Raw genomic sequence first — 23,331 nt, 5'->3', positions numbered from 1 at the left:
GCCCCTTTTTTAAAGCCCTCGATGGCGATATTCAGTACGTGTCGACTTCTAGAACCTTCTCCTCGGGGAATGTCGGGTAGATGCCCTTCACCCGCCCCATCTGCTTGGCAAGCGCCAGCACCGCATTGATGTGCGGCGTCGGCACTTCGGTGAGACGGCCCAGCTCCTGAACCGAGGTCAGCAGCGCGTCGAGTTCGATAGGCCGGTTCTTGTCGACATCCTGCAACATCGAGGTGCGGTGAGCGCCGACACGCGCCGCGCCATTGATGCGCCGTTCGATATCGACCCGGAAATGCACCCCGATGCGGCGCGCGATGCGCTCGGCCTCCTCCATCATGTTGCGGGAGAGTTCGCGCGTGCCGGGATCGGTCGCAACCACGTCCAGCGTCGCATGGGTCAATGCCGAGATCGGATTGAAACACAGGTTGCCCCACAGTTTCAGCCAGATGTCGTTTCGGATCTCAGGCAGAATCGGCGCCTTCAGTCCCGCGCTCTCGAACAGTTGCGACAGTTTCTGCGCGCGCTCAGTCACGTTCCGCTTGGGCTCGCCGAGCCCGAACTTGTCACCAGAGATGTGATGGATCACGCCCGGCGCCTCGACTTCCGCCGCAGGATACACCGTGCAACCGATAACCCGCTCCGGCCCGATCGCATTCCATTGCCGCGACCCTGGATCGACGCTCTCAATGCGCCGGTCAGCATACTGACCCTCGAAACCATGGAAGTACCACCACGGCAGGCCGTTCTGCGCGGTGACGACCGCGGTGTTCGGCCCCAGCAGCGGTTTCATCTGCTCGGCCACTTCCCAGGCCTGATGCGCCTTCAAGGCGATGATGACGTAATCCTGATGGCCAAGCTCGGCAGGGTCCGCCGTCGCGGTCATTCGCGCGTGCTTTTCCTCGCCGCCGATGTGGAGCTTGAGGCCATTGTCCTTGATCGCTTTCAAATGAGCGCCGCGCGCAACCAGCGATACGTCCGCGCCGGCGAGCTTCATCAAGACGCCAACATAGCCACCAATCGCTCCCGCGCCGTAGATACAAACCTTCATGGAAATGCCTTGCTGTTGCGGACGGCGCGACTTGCGCCTCCATGAACGGCATTTACAGATTTGGTATTCGATGCGCCACGAATGCGGTGTCGGGTGTCAAAGTCAGTCAATTTACAAATTGACTAACAAGACACACGAACTGTGACTAACGAGACTCTGGCAGGATGCGATCCAACGAGCGCGCCTTGCCCACTCCATACCGGCCCCTTTGGAGCCGGGAGAGATAGTCTTGCAACCCCTTCAAATCACTCAAATAACGGCTTGTAAAAACCTCAAACCTCGCCACAATCGCGAAAAGTTGCCTCCTATCTTTAAATTGCAAGCCGTCTCAACCTGTCCCAATAATCTAGATACAGAACCTTGGCTCGATGAAATGAAGGCCTATTTCATCCCATTCTGGTTGCGGCTCACCATTGTCATTAGCGTCGTCTGCGTCGTGATCGGCGGCGTGCTGGCTGCATACCGAGTCTATATGCGCCCAACCGTCCTGACCGTCGCCGTCGGCTCTCTGGACGGGGAAACGAACAAGATCGCCTCGCTCCTCGCGGGCCATATCGCAGCCAGCAGTACAGCCTCGGTCCATCTCAAGATTATCAACGAGCCGGATATTCTCGCGGCCGCGAATGGGTTTCGCGAAGGCAAAGCTGACCTTGCCGTTGTCCGGGCCGACACCGAAAACCTCCCGAAGGCCAGAACAGTCGCGCAGGTTGCCCGCGCCGCCGCCGTGATCGTAACCCCGGCAGGATCGAATTATACAAAATTCAGAGAACTCTCCGGCAAAACCATCGGTGTGGTGGGCGCTGAGATCAATAGCGGCCTCGTGACGGCATTATCGAACGAATACGACACCGCCCGTTTGAAAATCGCATTCAAGAATATTTCGATCAACGACGCTCGGCAGGCCGTCACCTCGAACGAAGTCGCGGCGCTTCTGATGGTACTTCCGATTGCGCGGCGCTACATCGCTTACATTGACAAGATATTCCAGAACAACTCCGACCTCGCGCCCAACATCCTCTCGATCGATGGAGCCGAGGCCATCGCAAACACCGAGCGCGCCTACAACGTCTTCGTCGTGCCGCAAGGCTCGCTTCAGGGTTCGCCGCAAATTCCTCCCGATAACCGGATCACACTGGCCACCAACGTCTATCTCGTTGCACGGGACGACCTCGATCCGGATCTCGTCGCCAACCTCACTCGCGAAATCATGATCGCGAAGCGCGATCTCGGCATCGAACAGCCCGCTCTCGCCCAGATCATCGCCCCCGAACTGGATTCGGCCGCCTACATTCCCGTCCATCCTGGCGCAGCGGAATATTACAACAACACCCAAAGAGACTGGCTCGATAAATACGCGAACTGGATCTTCCTGCTGCCTATTATTTTCGGCATCGGCGCCACGACATTTGCCGCGACCTGGAAATTTCTCGAATTCGAGAACGATCGCTTTCAGGAAACCCTGATGGCCACGAATTATCATTTACCCAGGAAGATTCGCAGCGCGACCTCGGAAATAGAGCTGCAACAGATCGAAGAGGAAATCGATTCTCTGCTTCATGCGCATTTGACACATGCGCGCCCGGGTCGCGAATCCGACTCCAACATGCTCCTTCTGCATTCGGCCGCGCAGCGGCTGGATAATCTGATCCATCACCAGCGCAGCCGCATTGTAATGGGCGGCTCGATGTGATGGCGGCTTAGGCCGAGCGCTGCTTCGCGCCGAACAGCCATTCGATGCCGACCAGCCGATCGCAGATAAAGACCGCCCCGCACGCCAGCAGAACTAGCAAGGATGCCGCCGCGGCCCCTAGCGAGTCCGCGTTCTGCTCGATATAGCTGAACAATTGCACCGGCAGCGGCGTGGTATGAACATCGGAGAGGAACAGCGCGATGTTCACGTCGTCCAACGAGACGATGAAGCTGAACAGCAGGCCTGCCAGCACTCCGTGACGAATCAATGGAAACGTCACATGCCAGAACACGCGGATGGGATTAGCGCCCAGGATCGACGCCGCCCTCTCCAGCCGCGGATCGATGCCGTTGAAGCTCGCGAGAACGAGGCGGATCACATAGGGGCATGCAATCAGAAGCTGGCCGAGAGTAACGGTCAGGACCGAAGCCCGGATGCCAAGCGACTGGTAAAGCTGCATCAGCGACAATCCGATCAGCACCGTCGGCAGCATCAATGGCGACAGGAAGAAAGTTTGCAGCGCGCCGGACCACGCACTGTTCACCACACGCAGGCCAAGCGCCGCCGCGACACCGAGCGCAGTCGACAGCAACGAGACTGCGATGCCGATCTTCAGCGTCAGCCATAGCGAACCGCTCCAAGTGGGGTCGGTTAGCACCTCCTTGTACCAGATGATGCTGAAACCGGCAGGCGGGAACGAGAGATAGGCGGCTGAGTTGATCGACGCCGCGATCACAATCGCGATCGGAAAAATCATCAAAGCCGATATGAACGCCACATAGGCGGTAAGAATGCGATTCATCATCGCACGACGCTCCTTTTGCTGGCTGCGTCACGAATCGCGAAGGTGTAGATCGCCGTGGCAAGCGCTGTTGCCGCCAGCAGGATCAGCGCGACCGCCGATGCAAACGGCCAGTTCAACACCAGCAGGCCCTCCTTGTAGACGAGATACGGCATCACCGGCACCGCAGCCCCGCCGACAAGCGCCGGCGTCACGAAACCGCTCGCCGCAAGGCAAAACACGATGACCGACCCCGCAGAGATGCCCGGCAAGGTCAATGGCAGAATGACTCGCACGAACACGCTGAATCCGTTGGCGCCGAGAATCTGCGCGGCGCGCGCCAGCGAGGGATCGATCTGCTGCAACGAGCCTGCAAGCGCGATCACCATGAAGGGCAGGAAAACATGCGTCAGGGCAATGATCACGCCGGCTTCACTATACAGAAGATGTCCCATCGGCAGGCCAATGGCTTTTGTGAATGAGCTCAGGAGTCCGTTCGGGCCCAGGATGATAATCCAGCCATAGGAACGGACCACCGCGCTCACAAACATCGGCGCGATGACAAGAAACACCACTAGCGAACGGCCCTTGCGCCAGCTTTGCGACAGATAGACTGCGATCGGATAGCCGATAATCAGCGTCATCAGAGTGGTGATCGCGCTGATGCGGAGCGAACGCCACAACACCGAACGATAGAACTCATCCGCGAAAAACAGCGTATAGGTTTGAAGGGAGAATTTTCCCGTGGGCGTGAAACTTCCCCATGTCGAGATAATGAGGGGCCAAACAAACAGCACCGCATAGAATAGAATCGCAGGCACCAGTAGAAGGCCGGCATGCAGCCTCATCGATGTTCGTCCTGCCGACGGTAGCCCTCCTTTCTCGACAAGCGTGCTCATTGCAGCAAATCCTCGAGATTCTTGCCGTCGGGCACGGCATGCCCCTGACCCGGCAGCAGCCGTGTATCATCGGCAGGCCATGAGACGGACAGCCTGTCTCCGACCTTGCTTAGGCAGCGCTTCACTGGAATGTCGGCAATCAACCGGGCGCCATTGGCCTCGATTTCCACCCGCCGCACCGGCCCGTGATAGCTGCTGGAAATCACCTCGCCGGTGACACAGTTCTCCCCGGCCTCCTCCCCCTTGGCGATGTTCTCCGGACGTACCGCTACCGTGACCTTGGACCCCACCGTGCAGCTATCGACCTCCGCCCGCAGCTTGCCAAAAGCCGTATCGATCACCGCATGGCCCTGCTCATGGCCAATCACAGTGCCATCGAGGAAATTGGTGACGTCCATGAAACGGGCGCTGAAGATGGTGCTGGGCCGCTCGTAAAGCTCGTTCGGTGTCGAGCGCTGTTCGACCCGTCCCGACGCCAGCAGAACGATGCTGTCGGCAGAGACCAGCGCCTCCTCCTGATCGTGCGTCACCACGACTGTCGTGATGTTCGCCGTCTTGAGAATCTGCCGCATCTCCTCGCGCATCCGCTTGCGTAGAAGCGCATCGAGATTCGACAACGGCTCGTCCAGCAGAAGAACGGACGGGCGAACCACCAACGCGCGTGCGAGCGCGACGCGTTGCTGTTGCCCGCCCGAAAGCTCCTTCGGATAACGCTTACCGAGATCGCCGAGCTGCACGAGATTGAGCGCCTCCTGCACGCGCTTGGATACCTCGCCAGATGCGACGCTCCGCATCTTGAGGCCGAACGCGACGTTGCGTTCGACGCTCATGTGCGGAAACAGCGCGTAATTCTGGAACACCATCGCCATGTCGCGCTTGTGCGGGGCCACGTTGACGATGTCACGTCCACCAACGATGACGGAGCCTGCATCGGGGGTCAGAAACCCCGCGATGAGGTTGAGGAGCGTCGTCTTGCCGCAGCCGGACGGGCCGAGCAAAGCCACGATCTCTCCGGGTGCCGCCGTAAACGACACGTCATCAAGTGCCGTGAAAGTCCCGTAGGACTTTCGCAAATGGCGGACGTCGAGATGCGCGTGCATTAGTGGCCTCCCACCATCGCGGTCCAGCGCGCCGTCAGCGCTTGCAGATTGTGGTTGACCGGACCGATATCGAGGTTGAGCAGCGAGTTCACTTCCTTCTCGCCGTAAGGCACCTTGGCGGCCGCCTTGTCGTCGAGCTTGACAGTCTTGTTCACCGGACCAAGCAGAAGATGCTCCGCGATCATCTTCTGCGCCTCGGCACTAATGGTGAAATCAATGAACTTCTGCGCAAGATCGGGATGCGGCGCGCCCGCAACGATATCGAACTGCTGCGGATACAGGATGCCGCCTTCCTTCGGCAGCACCATCGCCACCGGTGCACCCGTTCCGGCGAAATCATGAACGCGCGCACTGCCGTTGTAGCCGATCCAGGCACTGCCCGTTCCGAACAGCGCATCGACCTGTGCCGGCGGATCGATGAAGGCCAGCACGTTCGGCTTCAGCTCCTTCATCTTGTTCCAAGCCGGTTCGAGATTGGTGACGGAGCCACCATTCAGATCAGCGATCTTAGCGAACAGCAGGTTCGCGTAGCCGATCGGCATATTATAGAAAACGACATGGCCCTTATATTTCGGGTCCCAGAAGTCCATCCACGAACTCGGCGGCGCCCAGCCCTTCTCCTTGAAGACCTGGGTATTGTACTCGATGCCGAGCGCCTGAATGCCCATCACGATGCCGATGCCATCGCGGTCCTTCGCGAAGTCGTAAACCTGAGACAGGTTCGGCACCTTCGCCGGATCGAGCTTGGCGTACAGCTTCTCCATCTTGCCTTGGTAGTGCGTGGTGTCGTTCGCCCAGATCACGTCGATCTGCGGGCTGTTCTTCTGCGCCTTCACCTTGGCAAGAATCTGGTTCGACGTGCCGGTGACGTAGACGACCTTGACGCCGTACTTTTTCTCGAAGGCCGGAATCACCGTGGCCTGAAGCGATTTCTGAAGCGAACCGCCGAAACCGGCGAAGACCAGCTCTTTCTCATCCGCAGCTTGAGCGGAGCTTCCGATGCCGGACAGCACAGCCAGAAATCCACCGGCGGCAAGAACGAGTCCACATGCCTTCCGAGCGTGACGTAATGTTGCAGTAAGTCTCATAGTCATCCTCCCTGAAATATGCGTCCCGTTCTTTTTGCAGGCTTCGCAAATTGGTTTATTGCAAACCAAACTCCACTCTTCTCACGTTATCGGGGTCGATCTCGCGAATGATCGCAAGCTCCTCGGCGGTCGGCTCCGGCGTTACCGGCGCATCGTCGAGATTTGGAATCCGGAAACCGGTTTTCTCCGCGAGCTCCGCGCGCGTCACACCCGGATGAATGCTGTCCAGCACGAGACGCCCGTTTTCCTTGCGGAAGATGCACAGCGGCGTCACGATCCGATCAAGATTGCCGTCGGAGGTCGTGAACTTCACCTCCTCGACAAAAATCTTTGGCGAATGTCCCGCGCGCCACAGCACCGCGCGCTTCGACATCGGCAGGATCGCCGGTCCGCCGCCTCCGCCGGGAAATCGCACCTTGGGCTTCTCGTGGTCACCGATGAAGCTGGAATTCACCCGGCCCCTTGCATCCACCTGCGCCATGCCGAGGAAGGTCAGGTCGAACCCGCCGCGGCCGTTCATCCCGTAGATTTCCTGATTGTCGAAGATCGAAGCAGAGCCGCGACCGAGATCGGCCGTGCTTGTCGCGGCCATGATCTTGTCGACTGTGGGATTGATCCCGCCGCCAACGCTAATGAACGTACAATTCGGCGCATTCAGGCGGCGTGCCAGCGTCGCTGCAGCAAGCGGCAGCGGCGAATTGACGCCGACGAAAACCACCTCGCCGTCCCGAATCAGCCGCGCCATCGACACGGCCATCATGTCGGCCGGACTGTAAGACAAACTCATGCCGCCACTCCCAATGCGCGGCGATCATGCGAGGCCGTTTCTTCAAGATATTTGCGGAAACCTTCCGGCGTCCGGCTGAGCTCCAGATAGTGGCGCATCGCCGGCTCGTCGATGTCGTAACGGTCGAATACGGCGGTCGGCCATGCTCCGCTCGGCGCATGCACTACGGCTTCGACGAAAATCTCAGGAACGACCGTCATTTCCGGCTGCGCCACGAAATGCGAGGTATCGACGATCTTCTCCGCCGTGAGGATCACACGCTTGGCCGCACGACTCATCAGGCGATCCCACACCGGCGTGCCGTAGATGCGCGCATTGCCGCGAACGTCCGCCTCATGGACATGAAGAATGGCCCAGTCAGGCCGGATCGCCGGCACCACCAGCGTATCGTTTCCCGTGAAGGGGTCCCTCACGGTCGCGAACGGCGCGATGCTCGGCACGTCGCTACCCGCAAAGCCCGCGACCGCCTGAAAGGGCAGACCAAATGCGGCAGCCTGCAGGCTCGCCATCACCGCCGGGCAGGCGTTCTCGATCACTTCCAGTTCGCCGCGCTCGGCCGCCTTGCGAAAATTCGGCGCCATACCGAACGGTTGTTCGAGCGTCACCATGCCCGCACGGACGCTGGCGAGACATCCGCCCGCCGCAAGCACATCGGCATCGAAGCCGGGCGACGCCTTGACGAGATGCAAGCCCTTGACGCCCTGCCGTGCCAGCTCACGCACCATAGCGGCGGGAATCCGCTGGGATAGCGTGCCGCCGATGGTGACGATCTGATCGTTGCCCACGAGTCGTGCGGCCTGTTCGAGCGTGGTCTGTTTCATGACGCCATCTCCTTCGCTTCAGGCTGAAAGAATTGCGCAAGATTGCGCCGGAGAATTTTTCCGGTGGCATTGCGCGGCAATTCATCGACGATTGCGATCTTAACCGGGACCTTGAAGTCCGCGAGGTTCTCGCGGCAGTAAGCGATCAGCTCCTGCTCGGATACCGATCCGTTCGGGACCACACAGGCGACGACAACCTCACCCCAGATCCTGTCGGGAAGGCCGCCGACCGCGACATCGCGCACCGACGGGTGGCGACAGAGCACTTCCTCGATCTCGAGCGGCGAGACGTTCTCACCACCGCGAATGATGATTTCTTTCTTCCGGCCGACCAGGAAAACATAGCCTTCCCGGTCCATCCGGCCGAGATCGCCGGTATGAAGCCAGCCATCAACGATGGTCTTCCGCGTCGCTTCCTCGTCGCGAAAGTAGCCGAGCATCATTGTCGGCGAACGGATGACCAGTTCGCCCGTGCTTTCCGGCGGCAGGAAGTTGCCCTGCTCATCGACCACGGCAATCTCCTGCCCGGCCAGAGCTTGTCCGACCGAACCGACCTTGCGGCGGCCACCGGCATAAAGCGGATTGAGCGTGCTCGTCGCCGTGCATTCCGTCAGGCCCCATCCCTCAATCAGGATGTCCTTGCCGAATCTGTTTTCGAAGCGCGTGGCAAGTTCGACCGTCAGCGGCGCGGAGCCGGTTTTGACGAAATCGAGCTTGATGCGCGCATCGCGCGCTTCCGCCTCCCGCTCCAGAAGAATCGCGAGCACCGTGGGGGGCGCGCTGAAACTCGAGACATTATAATCGGCCACAAGACGCCAGTGCTCGCGGGCGCTAAATTTACGGCACAGCACGATGGTGCCGTGACCGATGAACGCGCTGATGTGGCTCACGATTAGCGCGTTGCAATGGAACAGCGGCATGAAGCACAGCGCGATGTGATCCGGCCCCATGCGGAAGCCCTGCGACAAAGCGAGGCCGTCAGCCCAGACATTCGCATGACTGAGCAGAACACCTTTCGGCCGGCCCGTAGTACCGGATGTGTAGATCAACAGGATCGGCGTTTGCTCCGTCACGCCGTCGACAGGGCGTGGCGTGCGCCTTTGCCGGTACAGGTCGCGCTCGGAAAATACATCCACCGGCAGAGCAACGCTCGCATCCGCGCCAAGCAGAATGAGACGAGGCTTATGCGTCAGCCCTGCGATGGCTTCCTGCGCCAACGACAGATACTCCGGCGTGGTGATCAGCGCGCGCGCCTGTGAATGATCCAGAACGAAGGTCACCTCATGCGCGGTCAGGCGATTGTTGATAGGGTTCGCGATCAATCCTGTCTTGAACAGGCCGAAATAGGCAGCCACCACCAGCGGCTCGTTGCCGATCAGCAGGCTGACACGATCCCCCATATCGAGCCGCAGTTCACCGAATAGGTGGGCGAACTGGTTCGCAAGGTCGTCGAGCTCCGCATAAGAGAGCGGCTTGCCCTCGAAAATGATCGCAGGCCTTGAATCCCTGGCGTCCTGCAGAAGTTGATGGATCAGCATGCCTGACTGTCCCGAACACGACGTTTTTGAAGAAAATGCTGACCGAACTCGCGCGATACAGCTTCGGATGCCTCGATGACTGCAGGCGCAAGCGCAACCGCACGCTTCACCGTGAAGCGATATTCCGGCCCCGAGACACTGAGAGCCGCAATCACATTGCCCTGATGGTCGCGAATTGGCGCGGCGATGCCGACGATTTCGCCGCGATATTCGCCATGGTTGATCGCATAACCACGCTGGCGCACGAGATCGAGTTCACGGCGCAATTTGGCGGACTTCACGATGGTCTTCTTGGTGAAACTTTGCAGAGGCCCATCGCACACCCTGTCGATTTCGCTCTTGGGCTGAAACGCAAGGAGTGCGCGACCCGTCGCCACGCAATAAGCAGGCGCGCGACGGCCGACATGGATGTTGGCGCGCACCGGATTCGGACTGTCGACGCGATCGAGATAAACCACTTCGCCCGGTGCGCAATACTCGGCAAGCTGTGAGCTTTCCGAACTCAACTCGACCAGGCGCTCGAGATAGCGATGGGCGACTTTCGGCAGTTCGATCGACTCGGATGCCACCAGACCCAGTTCCCATAACCGGTGACCGAGCCGATAGCCCTGACGATCCGGCGTCCGCTCCACATAGCGTCGCGCCTCGAGGTTCGACAGCACGCCATGCACCGCAGCCTTGCTCAACTCGAGTTTCGCCGCGATGTCGCCAAGCGACAACGGAACATGGGACGACGCCAGCAACTCCACCACGTCGAGCGACATGTTGAGCGAATGCAGGTGGCGCCGGGGCCCAAGAGGTTCAATATTACTATTCACGAGCGGTGAATACCATTTCCGTTACGTGAATTGAAGCTAGGCCTCCTCATTTTACGAGTCAAATGAAAGACCCTCGAAACATCGAAAATGATGTCTCAATTACTGCGACAGATTGAACTTTGAATGGGAATGATGAAGCGACGCGAAGCTCACAAAGCAGCACGCGTTTGTCCTCGCATCATGGCAGCGGGCACACGCCGCACAGGCACAGATGCACATTCAATATTGCCATCCGCATGGTCATGCGGATGGTGGAGCACACTTTCGCGCCTCAATGTCCGGCGCGATATTGGGCGATCCGCTCGTGAAGGCCGGGAGAACTGACGGAGCGCACCAGCTCGGCCATGTCGCCATCATCGCTCTGCGGCATTGTCAGATGCGAAATCCGGTTACGCGCCTTGAGGCCAAGCGAACCGATCTGACCGATCAGTTCGTCTGCCTTCTGGCGCAGGCCGTCAGGCGTCGTGAGATGCGTCAGCAGACCGATGTCGAACGCCGCCGTCGCATCGAGCGTCGCGTTTGTCAGTAGAATATCGCGCGCGCGCTGCATGCCGACCAGTTGCGCCAGATGTCGCGTGCCGAGTGCCACGCCGAAGCGGAATCCCGGAAAACGGAATTTTGAAGCTTCCGTTCCGATGCGGTAGGTGCATGACGCGGCAATATCCGCGCCTGCACCCATCGCAGCGCCATGAACCAGCGCGATGCTGACAAATGACGAACGCCGCAGCCGCTGCAACAATTCCTCGATACGGACGAAACGCAGAAGCAGGTCGCCCGGCGTCATGTCCTCATAGCCGCCGAAATCGAAGCCGCCACAAAACGCCTTGCCGTTTGCGGATATAATCAGCACACGGCAACCCTCCTCCTCGGCCTGGGTGACGCAGGCGAGAAGCTCATCGACGATTGCGGCATTCAAGGCGTTCGCCTTGGCGGAACGATCCAGGGTGAGAATCCGAACGCCGTCAGCGAGCGGCGAGAAGCTCACGAATTCCTTGTGCCCTTGGTCCATTCTGCAAATACCTCATCATTATGCGCGCCGAGTTGCGGCGGGGCCCGTTCAATGTCGAACGTAAAACCGGATACGTTGATCGGAAAACCAACCGTCTTCGTGGTCGCGCCATTGGACAGCTTCATATCGCGCACGAGCCCCATATGCGCGACCTGCTCGTTTGACAGGATCTCGCTGTAATCCAGCACGATGGCGCAGGGAATTCCCTTGGCATCGAGTGCCGCGATCCACTCCGCGGCATTTTTGGTCAGGAAAATCGGCTTCACGATCGCGGCCAGCTCTTTCTGGTTACGCGCACGATCGAACTGCGTCGTGAAGCGCGGATCGTTCGGCAGGTCCGGCAGATTAACGACGGCGCAGAAATCGCGCCACAGCTTGTCGTTGCCCGCGGCCACGGTGAAAGGGCGATCCTTGGCATCGAACCCCTGATAGGGCGCGTTTCGCGGATGCTCCGAGCCGAGGCGCTTCGGCGGCTTGTTTGTGCCGAAGAATTCGCTCGTTTGCAGCGCAGCCATTCCAAGCAGGCTGCCAAGCATCGAACAATCGATGTAAGCGCCCTGCCCGGTCTTGCGTGCATTCATGATGGCCGCAAGCGAGGTGAACGCGCCATAAAGGCCTGCGCCGAAATCGCCGACCGGCACGCCGCACTTCACCGGCGGCCCCGATTCCTCGCCCGTGACACTCATCACGCCGCTGATCGCCTGCACCGTGACGTCGAATGCGCCCTTCTCGGAGTAAGGGCCAGTCTGGCCGTAACCGGAGATCGAACAATAAACCAGACGAGGATTGTGCTTGCGCAAGTCGTCGTAGCCAAGACCGAGTCGTTTCGGCACGCCGGGCCGATAATTCTCGATGAACAGATCAGCCTCGGCGACAAGCGCAAAGAACCGCTTCATCTCGTCCGGGTTTTTGACATCGACAGTGATGCTGCGCTTGTTGCGATTGACCGAGGCGAAGTTGCCGCTCTCCACGGGCCCGTCGGCGCCCTGAATAGCGGGCGGCCAGGTACGCATGCCATCGCCGCCATCAGGCCGTTCGACCTTCACGACATCCGCGCCGAGGTCGGCAAACAAACTTCCCGCGAAAGGCCCTGCTGCGATCTGTGCGAATTCAAGAACCTTGATGCCGTTAAGAGGGCCCTTCATCATTCCATCCATATGTATTTTCAAAATGAGCGATCAGGCAGTCTTGCGATAGGCGACCGCCCCGCCGGGATAACCGAGCGCCTTTGAAATTAGGTCTGCCGTCTGAATGACGATTGGCGCCTGTTCGCGCATGAACGTCGATTTCATCCGGCTTTCAGGCCCCGAGATGCCCACAGCCGCGACCACCTGCCCCGAAACATCACGGATCGGCGCGCCAACACCGCAGACGCCCTCACGCCACTCGCCGCGATTGATCGCGTAACCAAGCTGACGCACCCGCGCCATTTCGCGCTTGAATTCTTCAGGATCGGTAATCGTTCGCGAGGTGTGGACCTCCAGCTTTTCACTGACACGCGCGATCGCGTCCTCGCCTTGAAATGCCAGCAACGCCTTTCCAGTCGCGACACAATAGGCCGGCGCGCCCTTTCCGATCTGGCTATAGGCACGCACAGGCTGGGCACTATCGATCTTGTCGATGTAGACGACGGCATTTTCCACCAGCAACGAAAGATGGACCGACTCCCCGGTCTTGTCCGCCAGCGGCTGCAAGTAAGCACTCGCAGCACTCTTCACATCCACCTTCGACAGGACGTGAGAGCCGAGCTCCCACACTTTCAATGTGGCGCTGTATTTCGCCGTCTCGGAATTGTTCTGCGCGTAGCCGGCATGCACCAGCGTTTTCAGAAGCCGATGCGAGTTGCTTTTGGTCAGGCCGAGTTCGCGCGCGAGTTCGGTCACGCCACGCGGCCTGTCCGACAGCGACAATGCCTGAAGCATCCTCAGGCCTTTCAAAAATGTCGTATCCATGATTGTTCCATATGTTGATACGGCGTACTAAATTTTGAATTGGATGAGCAGGAGAGTCAACCGCAACCCCGCGATGCAGCGAGAAATGCGTTTCAAATTTCAAACCGAAGGAGAGGCCTTTCCTGCGACAAGCGGCGTTACGTCTTAAGCGCCCGGAGATATCTCACAGCCCATCGCGTTCGATGCAGCCTCGCCGCATGAACGATCGCGTTCGTATCGCAGAAGCTGTTGTGGAGAGAGAGCCGAGCCGCACCTGCGGCGATGGCTCATTACATCAAAGACTTTGCAGAACGAATCCTGCAACTGTCCAGCACAGCATCCGGGTTAAGTCCCTGATGCCGTGCTGACGTTGTCATCCAGCGTAGTCGTTTGGCTCAGGACTGCATGCCCCAGCGATCGACTGTATTGGCCTCGATCGCCCGGAAGATGACGTTCTCAACCACAAGACCGATGATGATGACGGTCAACAGACCGGCGAACACCGTCGGGATATCGAGACTGTTCTTGTTCTCGAAGATGAACCAACCAAGCCCACCGGAACCTGACGACACGCCGAACACCAATTCAGCCGCGATCAGGGTACGCCAAGCGAACGCCCAGCCGATCTTCAGACCGGTGAGGATGCTCGGGAACGCCGCCGGAATAAGGATTTTCCGGATGTAGCCGAGCCCACCGAGACCATAATTACGCCCGACCATCTTGAGCGTGCGGCTGACGGACAAGAACCCGGAGTGGGTGTTCAGCGCGATCGCCCAGGTCACCGAGTGCACCAGCACGAACACCAGCGAGCCATTGCCGAGGCCGAACCAGATCAGCGCTAGGGGCAACAGCGCGATGGCGGGCAGCGGGTTGAACATCGACGTCAGGGTCTCGAGGAAGTCCGTGCCGATCCGTGTCGTGATCGCCAGCCCCGTCAGAATCGCGGCCAGCGTAATGCCGCAGGCGTAGCCCATCAGCAGCACCTTGACCGATGACCATGCGCGCGCAGGCAGCACGCCGTTGCCGATATTGGCGAAGAATGCACTCATGGTCTCGCTGAAAGTCGGGAACAACAAATTGTTGTTCAGGTAGCGGCCATAGGCTTCCCAGATCAACGCGAGGATGATGAGGATCAGAATCTTGCGCAACCACGTCTGGTTGTAGAGCCGCACAAACAGCGACAACGGCTTTTCCACCACCGTCGGTGCGCGCTCGGCAGCCGCCGCATCACGCACGAATTCCGGGCGGATCGGTGCCGTGAGCGTTCTCATCGTCAGCGATACGTCAGACATTTTCCGCCTCCTCGATGGTGTCAGCGAACAGCATGGTCTGAATGCGCGATTCCAGCTCGGTGGCTTCCTCGCCGTGCACGCCGCCGTTCAGCTCGGCCTTCACCTGACCCGGATGCGGCGACAGCAACAGAATGCGGTTGCCGATCTTGATCGCTTCGGGAATCGAATGCGTGACGAACAGCACCGTGAAGCGCGTCTCGTCCCATAGCATCAGCAGTTCGTCCTGCATCTTGCGGCGCGTCAGCGCGTCGAGTGCGGCGAACGGCTCGTCCATCAACAAGATGTCCGGCTCCATCGCCATGCCGCGCGCGATCGCGACCCGCTGTTTCATGCCACCGGACAACATATGCGGGTGGCTGTCGGCGAACTTCTCCAGATTGACCTTGCGAATGTAGTGCATCGCCTTGTCTTCGGCTTCGCGGGCGCCGAGCTTGTTGGTGCACTGCAAAGGGAACATCACGTTCTCCTTCACCGTCTTCCAAGGGAGGAGCTGGTCGAACTCCTGAAACACCATCATCCGGTCCGGTCCGGGACGCGTGATGGTCTTGCCTTTGAGGGTCATCTCCCCTTCGGTCGGAGGCATGTAGCCGCCGACAGCTTTCAAAAGAGTCGATTTGCCGCAACCCGAAGGCCCAAGCAGGATAAACCTGTCCCCCTGAAAGACATTGAAATCAACCCGATAGGTCGCGGTGATGAGATAGCTCGGCGTCCTGTACTGCAACGTGACGCCCTTGACCTCCAGCAGTGGTGCTGTCGTCATCGGTCCCTCCTCCCGTCCTTGTGTCCGCTGATTGCAGATCTGTTTTTAGCAGCCTGAACTCTACTGAACCGCCTTGCGACGGTCTAATATAAAGACTGGTTGAATCGATGCCCGTTTTGGATCGATACTCACCGGCCTTCGAAACTGGGCTTACGTTTCTCGATAAACGCCCGCATTCCTTCTTCCTGGTCGCGGGACGCAAACAGTATCTCGAAGGCCTTGCGTTCCAGCATCAGGCCGGCATCGAGCGAACTGTCCATTCCCGCCAGAACGACTTCCTTGATCTGCTCCACGGCAAGCGGCGGCATCGAGGCGATGGTCTTCGCAATGCCAACCGCAGTCTCGACCACTTTGTCATCCGGCACGACGTCATTGACGAAGCCGAGCCTGCGGGCTTCTTCCGCCGTTACATGCTCGCCGGTCAGCAGCATCTTCATGGCGCGATACTTGCCAATGGCGCGCGTGAGTCGCTGCGTCGCTCCGCCGCCCGGCATGATGCCGACGCTCACCTCGGACTGACCGAACTTCGCGCCCTCTCCGGCCACGATGATGTCCGCCTGCAAAGCCAGCTCACAGCCGCCGCCCAGCGCGAAGCCGTTGACCGCTGCGATCAGTGGCTTGCGGCAACCGGCAATCACTTTCCAGAAATAAAGAACACGCCGTGCCATCATGTCGATCGGGCTGGACTCGACGGCTTCTTTCAAATCCGCACCGGCCGCGAACACGCGGTCATTGCCGGTGATGACGATGCAGCGCGTGTTGCGATCCGCCGCCAGCTTCTCGAACTGACTCGCCAGCTCCGCACGCAGGGGGTCGTTGAGCGCATTGCGCGCCTCGGGACGATTGAGCTTCAGCAACGCCACATGCTCATGCGGCTGCTCCAGCAGGGTCAAAGACATTCCGATCTCCCTTAAACTTACCTTACACGCTGCACCGTGGCTGCGCGCATAGCTTATGCCTCATCCAGCATCATCAGCCAGTCGACGGCGGTCGCAGATGTCTCACCCAGCATGATGGGATTGAGGTCGAGCGTCGAAAGCCGGGGACCAAGCGCCGCACCGAGGCGCGACACCGCACAGATCATCTCGATGAGACCCTTCCGGTCGACTGGAGGGCGGCCTCTGACGCCAGCGAGCACCGCCTTGCCATGCAGCGCATCCAGCATATCCGCCGCTTCGCCTTCGCACAGCGGCACCTTGCGGAATACCACGTCGCGCAGCACCTCGATCAGAACGCCGCCCAGACCGGCCATGATGACCGGACCGAACACCGGGTCATTTTGCAGGCCGATGACAAATTCGGTGTCACCACTCGCCATGGCCTGCACGACCACGCCATGCAGCCTGGCATTCGGCTTGTATTCTTTTGCGTTCGCCATGATCGCATCAAAAGCCTGCCTGACCTTTGCTTCATCCGTGAGGCGCAGCATGACGCCGCCAGCCTCCGTCTTGTGCAGGATGTCCGGCGACTCGATTTTCAGCACAACGGGGTAACCGAGCTTGTTTGCAGCCTTTGCCGCTTCGTCGGCGGATGTCGTCAGCACCGTCGGGATATGTGCGATGCCGCATTGATCGAGCAGCTTCACGCCGTCCATCGTCGAGACAACTCCCTTGGAGGGGAGATCGAGTTTCGGCAGCTTGATCGCTTTCCTGTGCTCGCGGCGCGCCAGCCATTTGCGCCGCATCTCCGCATACTGCACAAGTGCTGCAGCGGCATCCACCGCGGGCTCGGCGCCACGCAGCACCGCGATTCCTTCCTTGCGGAGCGCGAGAACACCCGCTTCCGGTGCGGCGACCCAGCACACGACAAACGGTTTCGTCACCTGATCGCGGATTTCGACAAGAACCTTCACGAGCTTGTCGACATGCGCCTCCATCAATTGGAACCAGACGATGCCGACATCCACATTCGGATCGGCCAGCATCAGCTTGACGCTTTCGAGCAGCAAATTCGGATCGGCGACGAATTGCCCGGTAACATCGACCGGATTTCCAACCGCGCCGAAACCCGGAATGACCTTCTGCAATGCCGCCTGCGTTTCAGGCTGCAGCACCGGCACCGACAGCCCGACCTCCTGGGCGCGATCCGCCATCAGCACGCCGGCGCCGCCAGATTGGGTCAACAGGCCAATGCGGTTGCCTTCAGGCAGCTTGCAGCAGGACATCACCTCGGCGATGTCGAGCATGTGTTCCTCGTTGCGCGCGCGGATGATGCCGTGCTGGCGCACCACACCGTCGAACACCACATCGTCACCCGCAAGCGATCCCGTGTGCGAGGCAGCCGCGCGTGCCCCCGCGCCCAGTCGCCCGACCTTCGTCATCACCAGCGGCTTGCCCGCAACCATCGCCTGTTCCGCCAGCGCGACAAAATCCTCGCCGCCTTTCAAGCCCTCGATGTAGCCCGCACCCATTTTGATGCGCGGGTCGCGAATGACCTCGCCCATGATCTCCGAGAAAGTCAGGTCGGCTTCATTGCCGGTGTTGACGAAATAGCCGAGCCCGAGACCACGACGGCGTGCGAGCGCGGCGATGGCAGTCCCGAACGCGCCCGATTGCGTGACAAAACCGATGGGGCCTGACGGCGTATCGCTGTCGGCATACTGGCTGAACGTCGCCAGCACGCTTTCGAAGGAGTTGATAAGGCCAAGGCAATTCGGCCCGCACAGCCTTACGCCACCTTCACGGGCCGCCGCGACGACATCCTGCTCATATTTGCGGCCCGCATCGCCAAGCTCGGAAAAACCTGAGCTGAAGATCACCGCGACCGGAACACCTTTCGCGCCCAGCTCGCGCACGCAATTCAGGACTTCGCTCGCGGGCAACACGATGATCGCCAGATCAATGTCGTCGTCGATTGCCGCAACATTCGGATAGGCTTTCAGCGGACCGATCATCTCCGCGCGCGGATTAACCGGATAGATCCGCCCTTTGTAGCCTTTATCGAGCAGATGCTTGACCGGACGACCGCTAACCTTGCGAAAATCCGACGACGCGCCAAGGATTGCGATGGAGCGTGGAGCCAACAGCGCCTTCAGCGCATCTTTCGCTTCACCTTTTAGCGGCCTCGTCTGCGTCATTGCCGTCACATCAGTCTCCCTGCGGATTCGCTTTATGTTTCTTGTCAGTTGAACGCCGAGATACCGGTCTGCGCTCGGCCTAGTACCAGTGCATGGATATCATGCGTGCCTTCCAGCGTATTGACGGTCTCGAGATTCATCAGGTGGCGGATGACGTGATATTCGTCCGAAATGCCATTGCCGCCGTGGATATCCCGTGCCGCGCGCGCGATATCGAGCGCCTTGCCCGCGCAATTACGTTTCAGGAGTGAGAGCATTTCCGGCGTCGCTTTACCCGCATCGCGGAGGCGGCTGACATGCAGGCAGGCGAGAAGGCCGATCGAGATTTCGGTCTGCATGTCTGCGAGCTTTTTCTGGATCAATTGATTGGCTGCCAGTGGCCGACCGAACTGCTTGCGATCCATGGAATACTGCCGTGCGGCGTGCCAGCAGAACTCGGCCGCGCCCATCGCCCCCCAGATAATGCCGAAGCGCGCATTGTTGAGGCAGCCGAACGGCCCCTTCAATCCTTGCACACCTGGCAACAGATTTTCCTCGGGAACGAAAACATCCTCCATGAAAATCTGCCCAGTCGGCGACGCCCGCACCGAGAACTTGTTCTCGATCTTGGCGGTCGAAAGGCCGGCCATGCCTCGCTCCAGAATGAAGCCGCGAATGACATCCTGATCGTCCTTCGCCCACACCACCATGATATCGGCGATCGGCGCATGCGTGATCCAGGTCTTGCCGCCGGTGAGCCGGTAACCACCGGGCACTTTCTTGGCGCGCGTCTTCATGCTGCCGGGATCAGAACCGTGATCCGGCTCCGTCAGCCCGAAGCAACCGAGAATCTCGCCCTTCGCCATCGCGGGCAGATATTTGTCCCGCTGTGCTTCCGAGCCATAGGCGTAGATCGGCACCATCGACAGCGTGGTCTGCACGCCGAGCGCGGAACGAAAACTCGTGTCCACACGCTCGAACTCGCGCATAATCAGCCCGTACGACACATAGCTGATGCCCGCGCAGCCATAGCCGTCGATGGTTGCTCCGAGAAAACCGAGATCGGCCATTTCCTTCATGACCGTTCTGTCGAACGATTCATTCCGGTTGGCTTCGAGAATCCGCGGCATCAGGTGCGACTGCGCATAGTCGCGCGCCGTGTCGCGGATCAGTTTTTCGTCCTCGTTCAGCAGGTCTTCAAGCAGAAGCGGGTCGTCCCAGTGGAACGTTCCGCCCGTCAGCGTCACGGTGCTGGAATCGACCGGCTTGCTTGCAACTGCTGAATCCATAGGATCACCCTTCTTTACAATACGACGTGCGCGTATGGCCGTCGCTGCTCAGCTTCCCGGCAACGCATGGACTTCGGGGAAAAACAGATCCTTCCACACCGCAGGCGTCTTGTTGATAAGGCCAACCTGCTTGAGGAACGCCGCATACTTCATCATGTTCTTCGGCGTCGTGGTGTATTCGGTGTGCGGGTGATTGATGATCTCCAGCGTGTCCTTCAGAGATTCCTTGTTGTCGGTGCTCTTGACGTAAATCTCGGCAGCTTGCTGTTTGTTGGCATTGATGAAGTCAATCGACTCCTGGAATGCATCGAGAAACGCCTTGTAGATTTTCGGATTCTCTTTGTGGAACTTGCTGGTGGTCCAGACCACTTCGCAGGTTGCAGGGCCAAGCACGTCGTACGAATCCAGCACTTTGTGAATGCCCGGCTTTGTCAGCTCCTGGAAGTTGTAAGGCGGCGAAGCGAAATGACTGTCGATGGCGCCCATGTTGGACAGCATTTGCGACATCGCTTCGGGATGCGCCAATGTTACGCCGTTCTTGTCGAGGCGGCGTGCCTGATCCGGTCCCCATTCCTTTGCAGCGGCCATCTGCAGCATGATCGCCTGGATCGAAATGCCGGCCGCAGGCATCGCGATGCGGTTCTTGTCGGTGATGTCCTTGATCGTCTTTACCGAAGGATCGCGCGTATTCAGATAAATTGGCAAGGAGTCCATCGCCGCGACGCCTTTGACGTCCAGATTGCCCTGAGTCTTGCTCCACAGGATCAGGAATGGTGGCACCCCACCCGAGGCAAAATCGAGATTACCCGAGATCAGCGCTTCGTTCATGACGTTGCCGCCCGTCATGCGCTGCCATTTGACGGTCAGGTTGGGAATGCCGACCTTGGCGGCATGCTTCTCCATCAGATGGTTCTGCTCCATGATAATCAGGGGCAGAAACAGCAGCCCATACTGCTTCGCGATGGTAATCTGACTCACCTCGGCGCGCGCCGGCGTCTGATGGACCGTGACGCTGGCGAGAGCGACGGAAGCGAGCAAAGCGGTCTTGGCAACAAAACCTTTCAACCAAAGAGACGTTTTCATCCTAATCTCCCGATAAATGTACGTTTATTGCGCGCGCGGTTCAGCTACCCGGCAGCGAGTGAATTTCCGGAAAGAACAGATCCTTCCAGCTCTTCGGTTTTTCCTTGATGGACCCCATGCGATACATGAAGTCCGAGTACTTCGTGACGTTGTGCGGAACGATCGTAAACTCCATCGACGATTTGTCCGTCAGCATCATCACCAGTTCGTCGATCGAGTAGGCCTTGTTGCGATCCGCATCCTGGAAAATCTGAGCACCCTTCTTCGGGTCCTTGTTGATCAGATTGATCGCGTCCTTGTAGGCGGCGAAGAACGCCGCATACAGCTTCGGATTTTCGTCGTGGAATTTCTTCGTGGTCCAGAGCAGATTATTCGTGCTGGGACCGCCAAGGACATCATATGACTTCAGCACGGTATGAATGCCGGGCGTCGCGATCTCTTTATAATAGTAAGGCGGCGCAGACGCGGCGCTGTTAATTTCGCCCGCGCCGGACAGCAGAGCTGCACTACCTTCGGCATAAGACCGCGAGACCGTAAGTGGTTCGAGTTTGTAGGCATTGCCGGGGCCGAACGCCTTCTCGGCAGCCATCTGCAGCACGATCGCGTTGACCGACACCTTCACCGCAGGCAACGCGATGCGGTCCTTGTCGGTGAAATCCTTGATCGTTTTCACGTCTGGATTTCGGGTATTGATATAGATTTGCGATGTCGTCTGCGCCGCGATACCGCGAACCTGCCCATTGCTCTTGGCCCAGAGCGTAATCAGCGGCGCGACGCCGCCCGAAGCAATATCGAGACTGCCTGACAGCAATGCATCATTCATGACGTTGCCGGCGGCAAACTTCGACCATTCCACCTTGATATCTTTAAGGCCTGCCGCAGCCGCGTGCTTTTCGATGAGCTTCTCACGCTCCATCACAGCCAGCGGCAGGTAGGATAGGCCTGGCTGTCTGGCCAGTCTGATTTCGGATACTTCCGCTGCCGCCGGTTGCAAGGAAAACGCAACCGCCGTCAACGATAGGCACGCCAACGCAATTCGCCGTACGTTCATGGTACCCTCCCTGTGTGGTGATCGCGCCCCATTTTTGTGTGCTTGTCTGCACCGGGGTCACGGTCTGTCGATCAAGTCATCAAGATCTCTCCAGAACCATTGCAATTCCCTGCCCGACGCCGACGCACATACTGACGACGGCGCGCTTGGCGTTGCGTCGTTGCAGTTCGCGCGCAGCTGTCAGCACAAGACGCGGACCGGATGCACCGAGCGGGTGTCCGACTGCGATCGCGCCGCCATTGGGGTTGACGCGGCCATCTTTCGCATCGACTCCGAGTTGCTTGAGGCAAGCCAGAACCTGCGCGGAGAACGCTTCATTGATCTCGATCACATCCATCTGATCGAGCGACATATTCGCGCGCTTCAGCGCCTTGTGGATCGCAGGTACCGGGCCGATGCCCATCACGCGCGGCTCGACACCCACGCTTGCCGCCGAAAGAATGCGGACGATCGGCTCGCTGCCGGCGCGCTCGCCTGCCGCGCGCGAACCGACCGTCAGAGCGACCGCGCCATCATTGATACCCGACGAATTGCCAGCGGTGGTCACGCCGCCTTCATGGATCGCCCGCAGACCCGACAGCGCTTCGAGAGACGAATCCGCGCGCGGAAATTCGTCGGCAGCGACCGTGGTCTGGGTTCCCTTTTTCGGACCCGCAACCTGGATCGCGGCAATCTCGCCATCGAAGAAACCCGCCGTCTTGGCGGCTGCATAGCGCTGTTGCGAACGCAGCGCGAACTGATCGACTTCGTCGCGGCTCAATTGATGTTCACGCGCGAGATTGTCCGCAGTCTGCGGCATGGTATCAGCGCCAAACTTCTTTTCGATTTCCCGATTTGGAAAGCGCGAGCCGACAGCGGAATCGAAGATCTTCATGTCGCGGGAGAAAGCCGCTTCCGCCTTCCCCATCACGAACGGTGCGCGGCTCATGCTCTCGACGCCGCCAGCGAGAAACAGATCGCCCTCGCCCGCGGTAACCGCGTGCGCTGCACTCACCACCGCGCCGAGGCCGCTGCCGCAATTGCGCTGGATCACGGTGCCACCAAGATCGACAGGAAAACCCGCCATCAGCGACGCATGGCGCGCGACGCAGCGGCTGTCTTCGCCCGCCTGATTGGCGCAGCCGACAATGACATCCTCGAACTGCTCGGCCTTGAACTTGCTGCGCCCCATCAGCGCCTGCATCACCTGCGCCAGAAGGTCGTCAGGACGGATCCGCGCCAGTCCTCCCGCCTGCCGGCCGAAAGGCGAGCGCACTCCGTCATAGATATAAGCGTCCAACATTCACCTCTC

The 23,331-nt window shown here is 59.4% G+C and carries 21 protein-coding genes; 1 reads left to right on the top strand and 20 read right to left on the bottom strand.

The window, feature by feature from the left end:
* Positions 1-31 precede the first annotated feature (31 nt).
* Positions 32-1,048, bottom strand: a complete 1,017-nt coding sequence (locus tag AC1RNA_RS15825) for a 2-dehydropantoate 2-reductase (RefSeq protein WP_009340240.1) — start codon at positions 1,046-1,048, stop codon at positions 32-34.
* 208 nt (positions 1,049-1,256) lie between these two features.
* Between AC1RNA_RS15825 and AC1RNA_RS15820 the strand changes: the two genes are divergently transcribed.
* Positions 1,257-2,738 (top strand): TAXI family TRAP transporter solute-binding subunit, encoded by a 1,482-nt coding sequence (locus AC1RNA_RS15820; RefSeq protein ID WP_492951711.1) that lies wholly within the window; start codon positions 1,257-1,259, stop codon positions 2,736-2,738.
* A 7-nt stretch (positions 2,739-2,745) separates the two neighbouring features.
* Here the strand turns inward: AC1RNA_RS15820 and AC1RNA_RS15815 are convergent, their stop codons facing one another.
* From AC1RNA_RS15815 to AC1RNA_RS15725, 19 genes are all read right to left on the bottom strand, one after another.
* Positions 2,746-3,540, bottom strand: a complete 795-nt coding sequence (locus AC1RNA_RS15815) for an ABC transporter permease (RefSeq protein WP_244469127.1) — start codon at positions 3,538-3,540, stop codon at positions 2,746-2,748.
* A complete protein-coding gene (locus tag AC1RNA_RS15810) occupies positions 3,540-4,367 on the bottom strand; it encodes an ABC transporter permease (protein ID WP_492951710.1) in 828 nt (275 codons plus the stop codon). Before AC1RNA_RS15810 ends, AC1RNA_RS15815 begins: the two co-directional genes overlap by 1 nt.
* A gap of 47 nt (positions 4,368-4,414) precedes the next feature.
* A complete protein-coding gene (locus AC1RNA_RS15805; protein WP_492951709.1) occupies positions 4,415-5,518 on the bottom strand; it encodes an ABC transporter ATP-binding protein in 1,104 nt (367 codons plus the stop codon).
* A complete protein-coding gene (locus tag AC1RNA_RS15800) occupies positions 5,518-6,606 on the bottom strand; it encodes an ABC transporter substrate-binding protein (RefSeq protein ID WP_492951708.1) in 1,089 nt (362 codons plus the stop codon). Before AC1RNA_RS15800 ends, AC1RNA_RS15805 begins: the two co-directional genes overlap by 1 nt.
* Positions 6,607-6,661: 55 nt before the next feature.
* Complete coding sequence (locus tag AC1RNA_RS15795) at positions 6,662-7,393, bottom strand: CoA-transferase subunit beta (protein ID WP_492951707.1); 732 nt, start codon at positions 7,391-7,393, stop codon at positions 6,662-6,664.
* Entirely contained in the window at positions 7,390-8,214 is an 825-nt protein-coding gene (locus AC1RNA_RS15790; RefSeq protein ID WP_009340233.1) for a CoA transferase subunit A, read from the bottom strand. Before AC1RNA_RS15790 ends, AC1RNA_RS15795 begins: the two co-directional genes overlap by 4 nt.
* Positions 8,211-9,752, bottom strand: a complete 1,542-nt coding sequence (locus AC1RNA_RS15785) for a class I adenylate-forming enzyme family protein (RefSeq protein ID WP_048756760.1) — start codon at positions 9,750-9,752, stop codon at positions 8,211-8,213. Before AC1RNA_RS15785 ends, AC1RNA_RS15790 begins: the two co-directional genes overlap by 4 nt.
* A complete protein-coding gene (locus tag AC1RNA_RS15780; RefSeq protein ID WP_009340231.1) occupies positions 9,746-10,516 on the bottom strand; it encodes an IclR family transcriptional regulator in 771 nt (256 codons plus the stop codon). Before AC1RNA_RS15780 ends, AC1RNA_RS15785 begins: the two co-directional genes overlap by 7 nt.
* A 325-nt stretch (positions 10,517-10,841) precedes the next feature.
* Positions 10,842-11,579 carry an enoyl-CoA hydratase/isomerase family protein gene (locus AC1RNA_RS15775; RefSeq protein ID WP_492951706.1) on the bottom strand — a complete coding sequence of 246 codons (738 nt, stop codon included), beginning with the start codon at positions 11,577-11,579 and terminating at the stop codon, positions 10,842-10,844.
* On the bottom strand, positions 11,552-12,724 hold the full coding sequence (locus AC1RNA_RS15770; protein WP_492951705.1) for a CaiB/BaiF CoA transferase family protein: 1,173 nt from the start codon (positions 12,722-12,724) through the stop codon (positions 11,552-11,554). Before AC1RNA_RS15770 ends, AC1RNA_RS15775 begins: the two co-directional genes overlap by 28 nt.
* Positions 12,725-12,757: 33 nt before the next feature.
* Complete coding sequence (locus AC1RNA_RS15765; protein ID WP_492951704.1) at positions 12,758-13,531, bottom strand: IclR family transcriptional regulator; 774 nt, start codon at positions 13,529-13,531, stop codon at positions 12,758-12,760.
* Between the two features lie 374 nt (positions 13,532-13,905).
* Positions 13,906-14,802 (bottom strand): ABC transporter permease, encoded by an 897-nt coding sequence (locus tag AC1RNA_RS15760; protein WP_009340227.1) that lies wholly within the window; start codon positions 14,800-14,802, stop codon positions 13,906-13,908.
* The gene (locus AC1RNA_RS15755) at positions 14,795-15,562 is read right to left on the bottom strand and encodes an ABC transporter ATP-binding protein (RefSeq protein WP_009340226.1); all 768 of its coding nucleotides are present in this window, start codon (positions 15,560-15,562) and stop codon (positions 14,795-14,797) included. Before AC1RNA_RS15755 ends, AC1RNA_RS15760 begins: the two co-directional genes overlap by 8 nt.
* A gap of 128 nt (positions 15,563-15,690) precedes the next feature.
* Positions 15,691-16,461, bottom strand: coding sequence for an enoyl-CoA hydratase-related protein (locus tag AC1RNA_RS15750; RefSeq protein WP_009340225.1), 771 nt, complete (start codon positions 16,459-16,461; stop codon positions 15,691-15,693).
* Positions 16,462-16,514: 53 nt separating this feature from the next.
* Positions 16,515-18,638 carry an acetate--CoA ligase family protein gene (locus AC1RNA_RS15745; RefSeq protein WP_492951703.1) on the bottom strand — a complete coding sequence of 708 codons (2,124 nt, stop codon included), beginning with the start codon at positions 18,636-18,638 and terminating at the stop codon, positions 16,515-16,517.
* A 44-nt stretch (positions 18,639-18,682) separates the two neighbouring features.
* On the bottom strand, positions 18,683-19,906 hold the full coding sequence (locus AC1RNA_RS15740) for an acyl-CoA dehydrogenase (RefSeq protein ID WP_492951702.1): 1,224 nt from the start codon (positions 19,904-19,906) through the stop codon (positions 18,683-18,685).
* 48 nt (positions 19,907-19,954) lie between these two features.
* Positions 19,955-20,989, bottom strand: coding sequence for an ABC transporter substrate-binding protein (locus AC1RNA_RS15735; protein WP_492951701.1), 1,035 nt, complete (start codon positions 20,987-20,989; stop codon positions 19,955-19,957).
* Positions 20,990-21,029: 40 nt separating this feature from the next.
* The gene (locus AC1RNA_RS15730; protein WP_492951700.1) at positions 21,030-22,040 is read right to left on the bottom strand and encodes an ABC transporter substrate-binding protein; all 1,011 of its coding nucleotides are present in this window, start codon (positions 22,038-22,040) and stop codon (positions 21,030-21,032) included.
* A gap of 79 nt (positions 22,041-22,119) precedes the next feature.
* Positions 22,120-23,322, bottom strand: coding sequence for a 3-oxoadipyl-CoA thiolase (locus AC1RNA_RS15725; RefSeq protein ID WP_492951699.1), 1,203 nt, complete (start codon positions 23,320-23,322; stop codon positions 22,120-22,122).
* Positions 23,323-23,331 lie beyond the last annotated feature (9 nt).

The organism is Afipia sp. GW821-FHT14H12 (assembly GCF_058803465.1).
This window is presented reverse-complemented; position numbering and strand designations above follow the sequence as displayed.